The sequence below is a fragment of the Nonomuraea sp. NPDC050022 genome (genome assembly GCF_044460705.1).
In the GTDB taxonomy this organism is placed as follows: Bacteria; Actinomycetota; Actinomycetes; order Streptosporangiales; family Streptosporangiaceae; genus Nonomuraea.
Genome location: NZ_JBITKE010000003.1, coordinates 357831 through 374799 on the forward strand (window position 1 = coordinate 357831; position 16969 = coordinate 374799).

The following is a 16969-nucleotide window of genomic DNA, read 5'->3' on the forward strand; positions in this document are numbered from 1 at the left end:
CCAAACCGAACAGGCGTTAATCAATCACGGCCCTTGTGCCTGATTCGGAAGCCCGCATAGCGTGGCGGCTGACATGGTGGCGTTCCGAGTTCTGGGGCCAGTCGAGGCGTACGAACACGACGACGAACTCGACCTCGGCGGGTTGCGGCAGCGGGCCGTCCTCGCCCGACTTCTCGTGGCCAGAGGTCAGGTCGTGCCGGTTGACACGCTCCTTTACGACTTGTGGGATGACGATACGGCCAAGGGAGCCCAGTCGGGGCTCCAGGTTTACATCTCCCGGCTGCGCCGGGTGCTGGAGCCGGGCCGTCCGCGGGGCGGGCCCAACCGCCTGCTGGTGACCGTCGCCTCCGGCTACGCGCTGCGGGTGGCGCCCGACCAGGTCGACGCGCTCAAGTTCGAGCAGTTGGTCAGGGCGGCGGGCGAGCACCTCGAGGAGGGCGATCCGCAGTCCGCGCGCGCCCGCCTGGAGAAGGCGCTCGGCCTGTGGCGGGGCACTCCCTATTCCGACTTCGCCGACCAGCAGTGGGCGGAGGCGGAAGTTAACAGGCTGACCGAGATGCGGCTGGTGGCGCGCGAGCGGCACGCCGACACCGGGCTGCGCCTCGGCCTGCCCGCCGAGACCGTGCCCGACCTGGAGGCGCTCACCACCGAGCACCCGCTGCGCGAGGAGGGCTGGCGGCTCCTCGGCCTCGGCCTCTACCGCTGCGGCCGGCAGGGCGACGCGCTGGCGGCGCTGCGCCGGGCCAGGGGCATCCTGGCCGACGAGCTGGGCATCGACCCGGGGCCGGCGCTGCGCAAGCTGGAGTCCGACATCCTGGCCCAGGCGCCCGAGCTGGAGCTGAGCGTCGCACCGCGGCCGTCCAGGCCCGTGCAGGGGCCCACCGACACCTGGCCGCCCCGGCCCGCCGCCCCGATCGAGCCGCCGCCGCTGGAGCCCGAGCCGTTCGTCGGCCGCGACGCCGAGCTGGCCAGACTCACCACGGCCGCCGCCCGCACCGGCAGGTTCCAGGTGGCGATCGTCGCGGGCGTCGCGGGCGCGGGCAAGACCACGCTGCTGCGCCAGCTCGACGGCAAGCTCACCGGGGACGGCTGGATCACCGCCTCCGGCGCCTGCCCCGACTCCAGCGCGACACCGCCGGGCTGGGCGTGGGTGGAGATCCTGCGCGCGCTGGTGGGGATGACCGGCGCGGGCGAATACGCCCAGTTGCTGGCGCCGCTGCTCGACGACGCCGACCCCGATCCCGACGACGACGAGGCGTCCGGTGGCTTCCGGCTGCACCGGGCGGTCGGCGGCTACCTCGCGGGAGTGGCGCGGCGCGCGCCGGTGCTGCTCACGCTCGAAGACCTCCACTGGGCCGACGACCAGACGCTGGCGCTGCTGCGCGCACTGCCCAGCCTGCTGGCCACCAGCCGGGTGCTGCTCGTGGTCACCTGCAGGGAGAGCGAGCTCGACGACCGCCAGTCCGACGTGCTGGCCGCGCTGGCTCGGCTCGGCCCGGTGCGGGTCGGGCTGTCCGGCCTCGACCCCAAGGCCGTGGGCGAGCTGGTCAGGGCCACCTGCGTGCGCGAGATCGACGAGGACGCGGTCGAGTCCATCGTCGAGCGCACCGGCGGCAACCCGTTCTTCGTGCGCGAGACCGTACGCCTGCTCGACTCCGAGGCGGCGGCCGACCGGGCCAGCGCGATCGAGGTGCTGTCGCGGGTGCCCTCCGGGGTGCGCGACGTGCTGCGGCGGCGCATCTCCCGGCTGCCCGCCGGAGCCCAGCAGATCCTGCTGCAGGCGGCGGTGATCGGCCGCGACGTCGACGTCGACGTGCTGGTCGACGTGGCGGGCGACGAGGACGCCGTGGTGGAGGCGGTCGAGGCGGCGCTGCTGGCCGGGCTGGTGACCGAGCCGGGGCCCGGGCTGCTCAGGTTCGATCACGACCTGGTGCGCGACACGATCTACTCCGACGCCTCCCGGCTGCGCCGCACCCGGCTGCACGCGGCGGTCGCGGCGGTCATCGAGCGGCGCACGCCGTCCGACGTGGCGGCGCTGGCACACCACTACTTCCTGGCCGACGCCGCCGAGAAGGCCGTCCACTACGCCGGGCTGGCCGCCGAGCAGGCCGAGCGCAGGTTCGCCCACCGCGAGGCGGCCACGCTGTGGGAGCAGGCCATCGCGGCGTTCGACCGCACCGGCGGCGACACCAAGGACCGGTTGCAGCTCATGCTCCGCCAGATCAGGGCCCTGGCGCTGTGCGGCGACATGACCGCGGCGCGGCTGCTGCGCCGCCAGGCCATGGACTCCGCGCTGCCGCTGGGCGATCTGGAGATCACCGCGCGGGTGGCGGCCTCGCTCGCCGTCCCGCACAAGGGGATGGCCCGCGACTTCACCCGCACCGCGTGGGAGATCGTCGACGTCACCGAGAAGGCGCTGATGGAGCTCCCCGAAGGGGAGCAGACGCTGCGCGCGAGCCTGCTCACCACGCTGGCGCTGGAGCTGGAGGGCTCCTCCTCGCCCGAGCGGGGGCGGCAGGCGTCGCTGGAGGCGCTGGAGCTGGCCAGGCAGAGCGGCGACCCGACGCTGCTCGCGGCGGCCCTCAGCGGGCGGCTGCGGCAGTCCTACGACATCCCGGCGGTCGACACCCGCGAGAGCATCGGCCGCGAGCTGCTGGAGGTCGCCCAGCGCTCCGGGCAGATGGCCACGCAGGCGCTGGCCCACCTGGTGCTGCTCGAATGCGCGGCGGCCCGCGGCGAGTTCGCCATCGCCGACGAGCACGCCGCCGCGGCCGACCGGCTGGCCAGACAGTACGACCTGTCGGCGCCGGCGGCCGTCTGCGCCTGGTATTCCGGTCAGCGGCTGATGATCGCCGGCGACTACCGCGGCGCCGAGCGGGCCTACGCCGACGCGGCCAGGATGACCGAGCGGGCGGGCATGCTGGAGGGCCGCCAGGACCTGCCGCTGATCACCACGTTCTGCCTGCACCTGGTCGACGGCCGGGCGGCCGAGACGGTCGAGCTGCTCGCCGCGGCCCATCAGCGGGGCGCGAAGTGGACCCTCGACGCCTACGCGCTGGCGCTCGCCTCCGCGGGTCGGGTGGCCGACGCCAAGGCCGTGGCCGCCGTACGCCCGCCGGTGCGGCCCGACTTCCTGTACGAGCTGGCGATGACCTGGCGGGCGCTGGCCGGGATGCTGCTCGACGACCGCGAACGGATGATCGACTGCTACGACAAGCTCAAGCCGTTCGCCGACCGCGTCGCGGGCGCCGGCACCGGGGTCGTGGCGCTCTGGCCGGTGGCCCTGACGCTCGGCGACCTGGCGGTTCGGCTGGGTCAGCCGGACGCGTCGCGGGCCCACTACGAGAAGGCGCTGGAGGTGGCCGAGCGGGTCGGCGTGCCGCGCTGGGTGGACGCGGCGCGGCGGTCGGTCAGCAACTCACCTGGAAGCGGTCGCTCTTGATGGTCTTGGCGCCCTCGACGGTGAGCTCGATGCGATACCAGCCAGGGTTGTTCGTGATGCTGGGGTTCCAGCGGACGGTCTTCGTGTTGCCGGCGAAGCCGTCGTAGTCGACGAAGTAGGAGTGCCAGGTGTTGCTGCCGGGGCTCCAGCGGGACAGCTCCCAGCCGTACAACACGGTGTGGTCGGGCTCGGGGTTGACCACCACGCTGCGGGCCACGAACGTCTTGACGCACCCGGCCTCGCCCGGCAGCGCGCTGACGCTGATCTTGCCCGGCTTGGCGGCTTCGGGCCTCCGGGCGGTGGTCGGGGAGGTGATGGGCAGCTCGCGGGCCGACAGGGTGACCGTCTGCGCCGGGTGCGGCGCGGAGTTGGCGGTGTCGTAGGCCGAGAAACCGACATAGGCTCCGGTGAAGGCGAGGGCCGCCACGAAGAGCTTGGCCGTGCTGGCCGTGCCGGAGGCCAGAACCGCGGTGCTTCTCGTTGCCATGATCAACACTCCTTCTTGCTTACCTACAGTGGTACGCGAAGGTGGTTGAACCCTGGTTGTCGATGAGTTGCACCCTGCTGTGGCGACGACTTGCCCCTTCAACTAAGGTAAGGCTGACCTAAAGCACGCGACGGGGGTGTGGGGTCCTGATGCGACAGCTGGCGTCCACCATCGAACCCGTGGGGCCGATCTGGCTGCTGATCGTGCTGATCATCGCCCTGTTCGGCGCGTTCCAGGCGTACTACTGGATCGGCCGCAGGCTCGGCGAGAAGCTCTACGACTCGCGCATCGGCGTCCGCCTCGGCCGCGAGCGGATCGCGAAGGTCGAGCGGGTCGTGGAGAAGTGGGGCGCGTTCGCGGTCTACGGGTGCTTCTGGGTGCCTATGCTCCGGCACACGCTGCCCTGGGTCGCCGGAGCCCTACGCGTCTCCTATCCCTGGTACCTCGTGGCCAGCGCGCTGGGCTGCCTGACCTGGCCGCCCGTCTGGTGGTTCGGCCTGAGCGCGCTGATCTGGGCCTGGCTCCAGGTCGCCGCGCGGTCGCCGATCACGGCGGCGGTCCTGGCGGTGCTGTTCGTCGGCGGAGTGGTCGGGTTCGTCGTGTGGCGCCGGAAGAAGCGGGCGGACAAGGTGCTGGCCGCCTGAGTGTCGTCAACTTGGGACAGAGTTCGGCATATTAAACAGTGATCACCTGCGACCATGTCGGCATGCATATTGGGGGTTTCATCGGCGGCGCCGCACTCGCCGTGGTCGTGGGGATCTCGTCGCCCGCAGCGGCCGCGCAGGCGGCGGACCCGCCCGTTGTGGCGGCAAAATCAGCGTATGTGGTCGATTCAGCGGGAACGATCCACTTCAACAAGCGGGAGACGAGCCGCGTCCCGGTCGCCAGCCTCGTCAAGGTGATGACGGCGTACGTGGTGCTCCGCGAGGCCAAACTGGGCGACACCATCACCATCACCGCGGCTGACGTCAAGCACGCGACCAAGTACGGCGGCACCACCGCCTCGCTGAAGAAGGGCGAGCGGCTCACGGTCAGGGACCTGCTGTACGGGCTCATGCTCCCGTCGGGGGCCGACGCCGCCAACGCGCTGGCCAGGACGTACGGGCCGGGCAACGCGGCATTCGTCGCCAAGATGAACGCCGCGGCCAAGACGCTGCGCCTGGCCGACACCCGCTACACCAACGCCGACGGCCTGCCCGTGCCCAGCAACGGCGGTTACTCCACGGCCGTCGACCAGACCAAGCTGGCGCAGGCGGCGCTCCGCGACACGACGTTCAAGACGGTCGTCGGGCGCGAGGTGCACAAGGTGGCCAAGACATCCGCGCACCGGGCGCACACCTGGCGCAACTCAAACAAACTGCTCACGCAGGCTGACGGCGTGCTGGGGGTCAAGACCGGCTACACGAACGCGGCGGGCTACTGCCTGCTGTTCGCGGCGGAGCGCGGCGGCAGGCAGGTGGTGGGCGTGCTCCTCGGGGACCAGGACGCGCGCCGCTTCAGCACGGCCGAGAAGCTGCTCGACTACGCGGGCGAGCAGATCGCCGGCAGCTGATCCCACGGCCCGGCGCCTGATCCCACCGCCCGGCGCCTGATCCTCCGGCCCGGCGGCGACCTGCCAGGTCATCGCCGGGCCGCGACCGCTCGGGGGCAGGTGCCGGGATCGAGGCGATCGGCGGTCCAGCGCAGGGTGTGCGCCAGCCGTAGCCGGACCCCGGCCCTGTCGGGCGACCGTTTGACCGGCGCTCCGGGGAGCGCCTCTTCCAGAGTGTGTCCATGACCCATCGCGGTCTGGTGCGCGAGGACTTGCATGGCATCCATGACTTCCTCCTTAATCGATTAAGAGCTTAATTGATTAAGAAGGGCCAGGCAAGGCCGGGCGATACGGTTGGCAGATGGCCAGAGTCACGCTGCAGACGATCGCCGACAGGCTGGGCGTGTCCCGGGCCACCGTCTCCTACGCCTTCTCCCGGCCTGACCAGCTCAGCGACGGGCTACGGCAGCGGATCATGGAGGTGGCCGACGAGCTCGGCTACGCGGGGCCCAATCCGACCGCACGGTCACTGCGGCTGGGCCGGGCCGGGGCGCTGGGTCTGCTGTTCAGCGAGACCCTCGCGTACGCCTTCGCCGACCCCTACGCCATCGGCTTCTTCCAAGGGCTGGCCACTGCGGCGGAGGACGCGGGCGTGGGGCTGCTCATCCTGCCGCTGCCGCACGGCGACAGGCGGACGGAGACCGTACGCGACGCCGTGGTCGACGCGTTCTGCGTGGTCTCGCTGCCCGACGGGCATCCCGCGCTGGCCGAGGTACTGGGCAGGAAGCTGCCCGTCGTGGTGGTCGACGAGCCCTATGTGCGCGGCCATCCGTTCGTCGGGATCGACGAGCCCGCGGCGGGGGCGCAGGCCGCCCGCCACGTGCTCGGCCTGGGGCACCGGCGCGTCGGCGTGGTCATGGTCGGGCTGCACGACGACGGCTACACCGGCTGGGCCGACGTCACCAGGCAGCGGAGCGCGGTGTTCGAGGCCATGCGCGGGCGGCGATGCGGCTACCAGGCGGCGTGCGAGGAGGCGGGCATCGACTGGGCCGGGGTGCCGTTCTACGAACTGGCCCGCAACTCCCGGGAGGCGGGCAGGAAGGCGGGCCACGCGCTGCTCGGCCGGGACCCGCGGCCCACCGCCGTCCTGACCAACACCGACGTGCTGGCGCTCGGCGTCCTCGACGCGGCGGCCGACCTCGGGCTCGACGTGCCGCGCGACCTGTCGGTCGTCGGGTTCTCCGACAGCGCCGCCGAGCAGGCCGGTCTTACCACGATCAGGCAGCCGCAGCAGGAGATGGGCGCGGCGGTCGGCCACCTGCTGCTGGCCGGCACCGGACACGGGCAACCGCCACCACTCGCCGAGGACGGGCGATTGCTGTTCGCGCACGAGCTGATCGTCCGCGGCTCGACCGCCGCGCCCGCTGTCTGACCCGGCCTCGCGTACGACCGGGCGGCCCCGCTCTCGGCGAGGCGACGAGAGTGGCGAGGCGACGAGAGCGACGAGAGCGGCGAGGCGGCCGGGACCGCGGGGCCGTGGGGCGGCGCCTCAGCCGCGGAGGAACCCCTGGTAGTCCTTGTCAGCCACCTCACTGCATTTATCCCGATATACGCCGACACCGCCGACGTAAGGCATGAAGACCCGAGGCTTACCGGGGATGTTCGCCCCCATGTACCAGGAGTTCGCCCGCGGAAACAGCGTCAGCGCCGCGATCTCGTTCACCTGCCCCACCCACGCGTCCTCGGCCTGCGGATCCGCGTCGATGACCTGCCCGTCCAGCCGCTCCAGGCACTCGGCGATCCACTCCACGTGCTGCTCGATCGAGATGATCATGTTGCTCAGCACCGACGGACTCCCCGGCCCGGTGATCGTGAACAGGTTGGGGAATCCGGCGCTCATCAGCCCGAGATAGCTCCGGGGCCCCGCCCGCCATTTGTCCCGCAGCGACAGCCCGCCCTCGCCCCGGATGTCGATGGCCAGCAGCGGCCCGGTCATCGCGTCGAATCCCGTCGCGTACACGATCACGTCCACCGGATGCTCACGCTCAGCTGTACGCACGCCGCCAGGGGTGAGCTCCTGGATGGGCGCGGTCCTGATGTCGGCGAGGGTGACGTTCGGGCGGTTGTACGTGGCGTAGTAGCCCGTGTCGACGCAGAGCCGCTTGCTTCCTATGGGGTGGCCGCCGGGAAGGAGCAGCTCGGTCACGGCCGGGTCCTGGACCGTGGCCCGGATCTTGCCGTGGACGAAGCCGGCGGCCGTCCTGTTCGCCTCCTCGTTGGTCAGCAGGTCGGAGAACGAGCCGAGGAAGCCCAGGCCTCCCCGCTCCCAGCGCGCCTCGAACTCCTGCCTCCGCGCCTCGTCCGTCACCGCCAGGGCGGAGTCGGGGTTCGGGCCGGCCAGGAGACCGCTGTGGGAGGTACGCAGCTGACGGCGGAGGTCCTGGTGGTTGGCCTTGAACCACTGGTCGTACTCCGGCGACAGCGGCCCGTTGTGCGCGGGGACGCTGAAGTTGGGCGTTCGCTGGAACACCGTCACGTGCTCGGCGCTCTCCGCGATGACCGGAATGGACTGGATGGCCGACGAGCCGGTGCCGATCACCGCCACCCGCCGCCCGGACAGGTCCACGCCCTCGGCCGGCCACCGTCCCGTGTGATAGCTCGGCCCCCGGAAGGAACCGGGCAGAGCGGGCAGGTTGGTCACCGACAGGCAGCCGACCGCGGTGACGAGATAGCGGGCCGACAGACGCTCGCCGCCGCCGGTCTCGACGCTCCAGACGCCGGGCGCTTCCCAGGACGCGGCCGTGACGCGGGTGTCCAGCTGGATGTCGGGGCGCAGGTCGAAGCGGTCGGCGACGTAATCGAGGTAGCGGAGGATCTCGGGCTGGGCGGCGTACCGCTCGGTCCAGGTCCATTCGCGCTGAAGGTCCTCGGCGAAGGAGTAGGAGTACTGCAGGCTCTCGACGTCGCAGCGGGCTCCGGGGTAGCGGTTCCAGTACCAGGTGCCGCCGACGCCACTGCCCGCCTCCAGGACGCGGGCGGCCATGCCCAGGCCGCGCAGGCGGTGGAGCATGTACAGGCCGGCGAATCCGGCACCAATGATGATCACGTCGTGGTCGGTCGATCCTGCGGGCATCGCGCCTCCATCGGCGATCGAGATGGACCTCCCCTCTAGAAGAACACGGCCCGTACGAGGGAGCACAGCGGTTGCCGATCAACCGGGCTCGCCACGCCGGACGGTCAGTCGTTCCACACCGCCGCGACCTCGGCGGCGAGCTCGACGCCCCGCTCCCGGCCGGCCCGGGCGGCCGGGGCGCGACGCGCCGGATCCAGCAGATTGCCGACCGAGCGGCCGATGATCGAGCGCCAGGTCTTCGGATCGGGCTCGACCAACGTGACGCGCGACCGCCGGCCAAGTCCGGCGATCTGCTCCGTCACGCCTTTCATGACGCGACCGCCGCCCCGGGTCATCGGCGCGATGACCACGACCCGGTCGTACCCCGTGGCCAGGTCGACGTTGGCCGCCGAACGCAACCCGCCGTCGATGTAGCGGTGCCCGCCGATGGTCGCGGGAGGCCGCACACCCGGAGCCGCGGTGCTCGCCGAGACGGCCGATACGAGGTCCACGCCGCTGCCCCCGTCGAAGTCGACGGGCTCTCCCGACTCGGCGTCGACTGCGGTGATCACCAACCGGGTCCGCGGCCAGTCGGGCACGTCGCCGAGCCACCTGGCGATCTGCGACCGGCGTTCCTCTTCAGACCCGGTCCTGGCCGCCAGCGCGATGCGGCCCATCCGGGCGCCGAAGTCCTTGGCGTTCTTGGCCCTGCTCAGCTGCCACACCAGGCGGAACACCCCGAACGGTGACACCTTCGGGATCGGCTCGCCCGCCGGAGGGGCGATCTGCCTGCCGTACATGTCCTCGACACCCATCCCGCCGGCGAGTTGCGCGCCGACGAGAGACCCGCCCGACGTACCGACAACGAGATCGGCGTCACGCAGGTCGACGCCCTTGGCGGCGAGGCCCGCCAGGACCCCCACCTCCCAGGCGATCCCGACGACGGCGCCGCCGCCGAGAACCAGTGCTCTACTCGTCAACGCGATCCCTCCCGTCCGTGAAACCGCAGAATCCGTTCGACGACCAGCTCGGGAACCTCCTGTGGCACGCCGTGCCCGACACCCGGCACGATCTCCGCATGACGGAGCGTGGCGATCAGCCGCCGGGCCCGCGCGAGCGCGCGGCGCGGCCGTAGCAGCCTGCTGCGACCTCCCAGGATGAGCTGCGTGGGCACGGTGATCCGCCGCAGTTCCTCGTCGGTGTACGGCCCCGCGGGGCTGCGATGCGGGCGGAAGCCACGGACGCCGAGCAGGACCGGAGCCATGATCTCGGCTCGTTCGACGAGCGCGTGGTCGGCCAGCAACCGGGCCAGCCATGGCTTCCAGGATCTCGGCGCCCGCATCGCGAACAGCGCCGCGACCAGCGCGAGGAAGAACCGAAGCGGCACCTTCTCCAGGCCACCCGGGTCGAGCAGGGTGAGCGCGCCCGTCCTGCTCGACCCGTACACGGCCGGGCCGAGCGCCAGCCAGCCCCCGTACGACTGCCCGACCAGATGGACCCGCTCCAGCCCGAGCCCGGCCAATACCTCCTCAAGGCACGCGGCGCCGTCGCGAGCCCCCGTGATCGGGACCCGCTGCACGCTGCCCCCCGGATCGTCGATGATGTCGATCGCGTAGACCGGATGCCGTACGCCGAGCCGCGCGACCAGGCCGTACCAGGTGGAGGCGTTGGCCCCGTGACCGTGGAGCAGGACGATCGGCGCGCCGGAGCCGGTGCCGTGGCGGTAGACCCGGACGGCGCCGAACCGGGTCTCCACGTCGAGAGGTTCTCGTTCGGCGGGCCACAGGGCCATCGCTTCCTCGTATGCGATCAGGAACGCGTCCCTGATCCCCGCGTCGATGAACCGGCCTACCTGCCCGCGGCTACCACCTTCGGCCATTCACGCCTCCTGGTACAACCGTATCGGGTACAGTCGTACCAAGTCTAGAAGGAGTTCCGAGATGGCCCGCAAGGATGACCGCGAGCAGCGTCGGCGTGAGATCGCGGACGCCCTCCTTCGGGTGGCCGGGACAGGAGGGTTGCACGCGGCCACGATGCGTGCGGTCGCCGCGGAGGCCGGGGTCTCACTGCACCTCGTGCAGCACTACTTCGCGACCAAGGAGCAGCTGATGGCCTTCGCCCTGGAGCAACTGGTCGCCCGGATGGCCGACCGGCTCAAGGAGCGCTTCGCGGCCATCAGCCCCACTCCGCGCGAGGTGGTCGAGGCCGTTCTGGTGGAGGCGCTGCCGACAGATGCGCAGAGCCGGACGTTCCACCTGATCTACACCTCCTACGCGGTGCTCGCCATGACGGACCCGGCGCTGGCCGCCCTGCCGTTCCTGACGGCGCCCGACGCGATGGAGGAGTTCATCGCCACGCAGCTCGGCAAGGCCGGCGTCGCCGAACCCCGGTTGGAGGCGGTCGCGCTGCTCGCCATGTCGGCCGGGCTGAGCTCTGGCGTGCTGGCGGGCCAGCGCTCGGCCGACGACGCGCTGGCGGCGCTCCGCCACCAGCTCGACCGCCTGTGCCCGAAGGACCGTCCCGAAGATCCGTCCTAGGGTTATCCCCTGGCCGGGCCCTGGGGTGCCCGGCTCGTCACCCGATCTACGCTGGATCCCACCTGCGGCCCGAGGCGCGCGTGGTGGCTTCCTCCATCGAAAGCGGGGGGCTCGATGGTTCAAGCACCATTCGCCCGAGGAGCTGACCGGCAGGTGGGCGATCACCGGCTCTGCGGACGGCTCGGCTCCGGCGGACAGGAAGCCGTCTGCGAGGTCTTCGAAAAGGACGGCGCCCGGGGCGGCCGGCAAGCCGCTCAGGCTCGACCGGATGGAAAGGGCGAAGGCCAGAGCCCGGTTCGCCCAAGAGGTCGCCGCCACCCGCCGGGTGGCGGCGTTCTGCATAGCGGGTCTCACATCCGGATCGATTTCGGGGTCGTGCCCGTCGATGGGCGCAGCTTCAGGCGGCCAGGTGGCCCGATCGGCGGTGCGGGCGGGTCGGCCGCGGGCCGTCCCGTAGGTGGCGGTGGCGGGTCCGTCGCCGCCAGGCAGCCCCGGCACGGCGCCCAGAGGAAGCCCGACCAGGCCGAGGAGCCGTTCCACGCCGAGCCGGTCCACTGCCACGACCAGGCGGTTGTCGCGTAGTAGCGGTCCTCGCCGCAGGCACCGCCCCAGCCCCAGGTCGGGGCGAAGGTGAAGGAGGACGAGCCCGACACCTGCCCGGTGCCGCCGCACTGCGCCCAGGCGCCACCGTCCCAGTAGTAGAGGAGGCTCTCACTGACCTGCGTGGTGCGCCACCGGCTGCCGTCGCGATAGGAGAAGCCGTCGGCCCCGGTGTGAACGCCATCCGGCAGGAACTCCACCCGTGACCGGGTGCCGTGCTCATAGCCGCCCGTGGTGGACGTGGCCCAGCCGTAGCTGAAGATCCAGTAGTCGGGCGGTCCCAACTCCTCGAACGTGGGCTTCCAGATGTAGTCGTCGATGTCCCCGTCGTAGGCGCATTCCCAGGTCTCGCCGCTGACAGTGACGATGTCGTCCTGCGCCGCCTCGTCGCACAGCTTGCCGGGGTAGTCGGCGTACGCGGCGCCCTGGCCTATGGCCAGGGTCGCCGCCACGAGTAAGAGGGTGGTGAGCACGTGCCGCCAACTGCGGAACGGCCCTCTCATAACGTACGCTTCCGTTTTTTCCTCTTGATCATGCGCACAAAGTAACTTCGGCTCAGGAAGCCGTCAAGGGCGTATCTTGACCATCGTTTTCGAATAACTTGCCGATCTGAAGCTATGCCGTCCGCAGCGTGAACCGCACGGTCGCGTGCTCTTCTGAATCGCCGTTGATATCGACCCGGAAGGCCGGATCGGTGCCGTCGGCGTCATAGGAAGTGGCGGCGAGGAACGAGGTGAACCAGTTAACGCGCACATTTCGTGAGTTCAGGCGTCCGTCCAGGCAGTCGCGGGTCAGGTATTCGGCAGACCCATCCGTCCCCACGAAAATATCGCTGGATTCGGATTGCCATACTCCGGTGACACCCTTCGGAATCAGGTCGGGAGGAGTGGACACCCACAGGCCGTGGTCGAGACGAATCCGCATGAGTTTGAGGTCGCAGAGGCTCGACCGATCGTTCGCCAGCTTGACTTCGACGGACACGCGCCCTATCGCGGTGCCCGCCAACTCTAGGACCGCCGTCGCGGCGCCCGCCGACCGTATGGCCGTTGTCGAGATGCCCGCCGACTGTACGGCCGTCGTCACGGCACCCGCCGGCCCCACGACCGTCGTCGAGGTCGCGACGGCCACAGCCGGCAGGCCCACCGTCATCGTCAACGCCGAGAAACAGGCGGCGAGAACCCCGCGGCCGAGCGTCTTCCTGGTCATGACTCTCTCCAGCTCATCGGTGGTGGGCTCATCGGTGGCAGGCGGTGGGCGCGGGAACCCCGCGCCCACCGCTCGGTGAGTCCGCTGGTACTTCAGCGGCCGGGCTGGATTACTCCGGCAGGAAGTAGGTGAACTGCCCGCCCGCGTGGTTACCGCCGCCGATCACGACATTGGTACGGAAGGCGGGATCCGTTCCGGCGGCGTCGCCGGAATTGCCACCAGAGAACGGGTTGTCCCAGTGCGCATGGATCCTCTTGGTGTTGTTGCTCGAGGGATCGCAGTTCTCGGTGATGTAGTCGGCCTCTCCTTCGGTTCCAGTGCCGACCCCGTTCGACTCGGATTCCCAGCTGACGAGCCTGCCTGACTTGATCCGGCCCGGCGGCCGCCGGCTCCACTCGCCGTGGTCGAGCCGTGCCGTGACGAGTACCAGGTCGCAACCTGTGTTGTTGCTCAGGAAGACCTCGAAGCTGATGAACGAGCGAGCGGAGGCGGCGCTCGCACTCGCTCCGGCCGCGGATGCGATCAGGCCGGCCGACAACAGTCCCGTGGCGATGAGGGCACTGCCGAGCCTGCGCATCCCGCGCCTGGTGGTGACTTTACCGCGCATTTCTGTTCCCCTTTTTAGGGTGACGAGCTCCTGACTCCTTAAAGTTAGGAGGGATTCGACCGAGCCCCCATACCCAGACTTGGGGGTGGCCACGACATCACGCCTGGCGCTATAATTCGAGTTGGCGCTGAATGATGAAGCATTGCGCGGAAGAGAAATGCAGCCATCAAGCACTCTATGTCGCTGAGATCGCCTGGCGCCCTTTATCGGCCACCCGAACGGCCCGGGACAGCGGCCGAAGCTTGGGACACATCCTTGGATCGCCGCTTCGGCGCGGTTCGGCCGACAGAGCGATCAGCGGCCCGGCTCATCGGGACCCGCCCAGCCTCCTCAGCGTGCCGTCCGAGCCGAGCGTCGGTGCCCGCCAACCCGTCCGCTTTATAGCGTTAAAGGATGATATGTCAGTAAAGCGAGGGTTGACCGTAGATGACTGGTAGTAGATAACGGTATTCCGGCACGGGCACCAAACCCGGACCCTCGGAGACGCCGATGACGAGTGTCGCCAGTCCCGCGATGGTCGGACGCGAAGCGCCGTTGCGAGCACTCCTCGGCGCGATCACCCGACCGCCCGCCGTGGCCTTGGTGGAGGGCGAGGCGGGGATCGGCAAGACTCGGCTGGCGCGGGCGGCCATCGACGTCCTGCGCGACGGCGGGCGCACCGTGCTGCTCGGCCACTGCCACCAGCTCAGGGAGCCCTTCCCGTACGGCCCGGTGTTCGACGCGCTGCGCCACGTCGCCGCCGCCCTGCCCGGGACCGAGGCGCTCAACCCGGTGACCGGGGCACTGCGCGGCTACCTCCCCGAGTTGGCCGGGCACCTGCCGCCCTCGCTCCCGCCGGTCGACGACCCGCGAGCCGATCGGCACCGCCTGTTCCGCGCGGTCCACGCGCTGCTGGACGCCGCGGCGCCGGTCGTCCTGGTGGTGGAGGACCTGCACTGGGCCGACGATGGCACCCGGGACCTGCTGCGGTTCCTCACCCAGCAACCGCCCGAGGGCCTGGCGCTGGTGGTGACCTTCCGGCGGGAGGACCTGCCCGTGACCGGACTGCCGCTGGGCCACGCCTACCGGCATCCGCCGGGCGCCAACAGTGTGGTGATCTCGCTCAAGCCGCTGGACGTCGAGGCCGTCAGGACCCTGACCAGCACGCTGCTCGGCCGCCCCCAGGTGACGGCCTGCTTCGCCGCCAGGCTGCGCGAACGGACCGCCGGCGTACCGTTCCTCATCGAGGAGGTCGTCCGCTCGCTGCTCGACGGCGACGGCCAGTTCCCCGGCGGCGTGGAGGAGCCGGAGGCGCTCGACCGCGTCGCGGTGCCGCTGCTGCTCCGCGAGGCGATGGCGGAGCGGCTCGCGGACCTGTCGCCGCCCGCGCTGCGCGCGGTGCACGCCGCCGCCGTGCTCAAGCTCCCCGCCGACGAACCGCTGATAGCCGCCGTCTCAAGCACCCCCATCTCAAGCAGCGCCATCTCAAGCAGCGCCGTCTCAGGCACCGCCGAAGAACCGACGATCGCGCCCGCCGGGGCCGCCCTGCGCGAGGCGCTCAAGGCCGGCGTCCTGCTGGAGCACCCCGACGGCCAGTACGGCTTCCGCCACGCCCTCGCCCAGCAGGCCGTCTACGACGCGATCCCCGGCCCCGACAGGCAGCTCACCCACAGACGGGCCATGGCGGCACTGGCCGCGCTGGACCCCCCGCCGCTCGTACAACTGGCCTACCACGCCAGGCGCGCGGGCGAGTACGAGGCGTGGCGCAGGCACGGCGTCGCCGCCGCGGACCAGGCGGCGGCGCTGGGCGACGTCCCGCTCGTGGTCGAGCTGCTGGAGGGCATGCTGGCCGACCCCAAACTGCCGCGCGAGGCCCGCGGCCCGCTGGCCCTCCAGCTCAGCCGGCTCGCGACGATCGGGCTCTCCCATCGGCGCGCCGTACGGATGCTCCGCCGCATGCTGTCGGACGACTTCCTGACCGGGGACGTCCGCGGCGAGGCCAGGCTGAACCTGGGCGTACTGCTGGCCAACCAGGCGGGCGACATCGCGGCGGGACGCCAGGAGGTCCTCGCCGCGCTCCCCGACCTGACCGGCCGGCCCGGCATCGCCGCCAGAGGACTGGCCCTGCTGGCGATGCCCGCCTGGGGCGGCGAGCCGATCGCCACCCACAAGAAGTGGATGGACCAGGCCGAGAGCCTCCTCGTCGCCGTCGCCGACGAGGACCCCGAGCTGACGGCGACCGTGTACGTCAACAAGGTCACCTTCGCCATGCTCGTGGGCGCGCCCGACGCCTTCGAGCTGGCCGACACGCTGCCCGTGAGCGATCCGTCGGCGGCGATACGCAGGCAGGCCGCGCGCGGCTACTCCAACCTGTGTGACGCGGCGACCGCGCTCGGCCACTACGGCCCGGCCGGCCGGTTCGCGCGCGAGGGCAGGCGGATCGCGGGGGAGACCGGCGCCCTGTACCCCGCCTACCTGGTGGAGGTGTCGTCGATCAAGCTCGACTGGCTGACCGGACACTGGGACGGCCTGCGGGAGCGGGCGCTCGCGGCGGTCGAGATGACCCCCGAGACGCCGTTGCTCAGCGTGGACGCCCGGCTGGTCCTGGGCATGCTGGCGCTGGCCAGGGGCGAGTGGCAGGAGGCCGGCGAGCACCTGGAGGCGGCCGGCCCGCGTGAGCCGGACTCGGCCTTCCTCCCGGTCGCGGCGGCCGCCTCCGGCGGGCTGGTCGAGCTGCACCTGACCCGCGACTCGGTGGAGGACGCGCTGTCGGCGGCCGACAGCGCGGTGAGCAGGCTGCGGCGCAAGGGCGTGTGGGTGTGGGGCGAACAGGTGGTGCCGGCGGCCGTCACCGCGCTGCTCAGGGCCGAGCACCGCGCCCAGGCCGCCGAGCTGGTGGCCGAGTTCGCGGCGGGCGTCGCGGGCACGACCGCGCCGGCGGCCGAGGCGGCGCTGGAGTCGGCGCGCGGCGCGCTGGCCGGAGCGGGCGGCCGGTTCGAGGAGGCCGCCCGCTACTACGGCCGGGCGCGGGCCGCCTACGAGGCGATGCCCAGGCCGTACGGGGCGGCTCGGGCGGCGGAGGCCGAGGCGGGCGCGCGGCTCGCGCTCGGCGACCGGGCGGCCGCCGCGGAGATCCTCACTCACGCGGACGAGCGCTACACCGCGCTCGGCGCCACCCACGACGCGGCACGCTGCCGCCATCTGCTGCGGGAGATCGGCGCGGGCGGCCGGCCGCGCCGGGGTCGGAAGCCGGCCGGCGGGGTGCTTTCGCCCAGGGAGAGCGAGGTGGCCAGGCTGGTCGTGCTCGGCCGGACCAACAGGGAGATCGCCGAGGTGCTGTTCCTGTCGCGCCGCACGGTCGACACCCATGTGGCGCGGGTGCTGCAGAAACTCGGCGTCCGCACGCGTAACGAAGTGGCTCTCCCTCCATGAGCCGAAGCCCTGGCCGGATGACCGGCCAGGGCTTCG

14 protein-coding genes are annotated in these 16969 nt (G+C 71.4%); 6 read left to right on the top strand and 8 right to left on the bottom strand.

Annotated features, from left to right (window positions below):
- Positions 1–73: 73 nt before the first annotated feature.
- Entirely contained in the window at positions 74–3442 is a 3369-nt protein-coding gene (locus tag ACIBO2_RS13080; RefSeq protein WP_397297054.1) for a BTAD domain-containing putative transcriptional regulator, read from the top strand.
- Here the strand turns inward: ACIBO2_RS13080 and ACIBO2_RS13085 are convergent.
- Entirely contained in the window at positions 3411–3929 is a 519-nt protein-coding gene (locus tag ACIBO2_RS13085; RefSeq protein ID WP_358544496.1) for a hypothetical protein, read from the bottom strand. The genes ACIBO2_RS13080 and ACIBO2_RS13085 overlap by 32 nt on opposite strands.
- Positions 3930–4078: 149 nt before the next feature.
- Between ACIBO2_RS13085 and ACIBO2_RS13090 the strand changes: the two genes are divergently transcribed.
- On the top strand, positions 4079–4573 hold the full coding sequence (locus ACIBO2_RS13090) for a VTT domain-containing protein (RefSeq protein WP_358544495.1): 495 nt from the start codon (positions 4079–4081) through the stop codon (positions 4571–4573).
- Positions 4574–4635: 62 nt separating this feature from the next.
- Entirely contained in the window at positions 4636–5481 is an 846-nt protein-coding gene (locus tag ACIBO2_RS13095) for a serine hydrolase (RefSeq protein ID WP_358544493.1), read from the top strand.
- A 68-nt stretch (positions 5482–5549) separates the two neighbouring features.
- On the opposite strand, the gene ACIBO2_RS13100 is transcribed toward ACIBO2_RS13095, so the two are convergent.
- The gene (locus ACIBO2_RS13100) at positions 5550–5747 is read right to left on the bottom strand and encodes a hypothetical protein (RefSeq protein ID WP_358544491.1); all 198 of its coding nucleotides are present in this window, start codon (positions 5745–5747) and stop codon (positions 5550–5552) included.
- A 74-nt stretch (positions 5748–5821) separates the two neighbouring features.
- On the opposite strand from ACIBO2_RS13100, the gene ACIBO2_RS13105 reads away from it, so the two are divergent.
- On the top strand, positions 5822–6892 hold the full coding sequence (locus ACIBO2_RS13105) for a LacI family DNA-binding transcriptional regulator (protein WP_358544490.1): 1071 nt from the start codon (positions 5822–5824) through the stop codon (positions 6890–6892).
- Positions 6893–7009: 117 nt separating this feature from the next.
- Here the strand turns inward: ACIBO2_RS13105 and ACIBO2_RS13110 are convergent, their stop codons facing one another.
- The 3 genes from ACIBO2_RS13110 to ACIBO2_RS13120 form a co-directional block, all read right to left on the bottom strand.
- Complete coding sequence (locus ACIBO2_RS13110; RefSeq protein WP_397297058.1) at positions 7010–8593, bottom strand: flavin-containing monooxygenase; 1584 nt, start codon at positions 8591–8593, stop codon at positions 7010–7012.
- Positions 8594–8697: 104 nt separating this feature from the next.
- Entirely contained in the window at positions 8698–9552 is an 855-nt protein-coding gene (locus ACIBO2_RS13115; RefSeq protein ID WP_358544488.1) for a patatin-like phospholipase family protein, read from the bottom strand.
- Positions 9549–10451: an alpha/beta fold hydrolase gene (locus ACIBO2_RS13120; RefSeq protein ID WP_358544487.1), complete on the bottom strand. Its 903-nt coding sequence runs from the start codon at positions 10449–10451 to the stop codon at positions 9549–9551. Before ACIBO2_RS13120 ends, ACIBO2_RS13115 begins: the two co-directional genes overlap by 4 nt.
- 61 nt (positions 10452–10512) lie before the next feature.
- On the opposite strand from ACIBO2_RS13120, the gene ACIBO2_RS13125 reads away from it, so the two are divergent.
- Positions 10513–11109 carry a TetR family transcriptional regulator gene (locus ACIBO2_RS13125; protein WP_358544486.1) on the top strand — a complete coding sequence of 199 codons (597 nt, stop codon included), beginning with the start codon at positions 10513–10515 and terminating at the stop codon, positions 11107–11109.
- A 350-nt stretch (positions 11110–11459) separates the two neighbouring features.
- Here the strand turns inward: ACIBO2_RS13125 and ACIBO2_RS13130 are convergent, their stop codons facing one another.
- From ACIBO2_RS13130 to ACIBO2_RS13140, 3 genes are all read right to left on the bottom strand, one after another.
- Positions 11460–12161, bottom strand: coding sequence for a hypothetical protein (locus ACIBO2_RS13130; RefSeq protein WP_358544485.1), 702 nt, complete (start codon positions 12159–12161; stop codon positions 11460–11462).
- 163 nt (positions 12162–12324) lie between these two features.
- A complete protein-coding gene (locus ACIBO2_RS13135; protein WP_358544484.1) occupies positions 12325–12915 on the bottom strand; it encodes a hypothetical protein in 591 nt (196 codons plus the stop codon).
- A 109-nt stretch (positions 12916–13024) separates the two neighbouring features.
- Positions 13025–13522, bottom strand: coding sequence for a hypothetical protein (locus tag ACIBO2_RS13140; protein WP_358544483.1), 498 nt, complete (start codon positions 13520–13522; stop codon positions 13025–13027).
- A gap of 489 nt (positions 13523–14011) precedes the next feature.
- Here ACIBO2_RS13140 and ACIBO2_RS13145 point away from each other — a divergent pair, with 489 nt between their 5' ends.
- Positions 14012–16933, top strand: a complete 2922-nt coding sequence (locus ACIBO2_RS13145; RefSeq protein WP_358544482.1) for an AAA family ATPase — start codon at positions 14012–14014, stop codon at positions 16931–16933.
- The last annotated feature ends 36 nt before the right edge of the window (positions 16934–16969 follow it).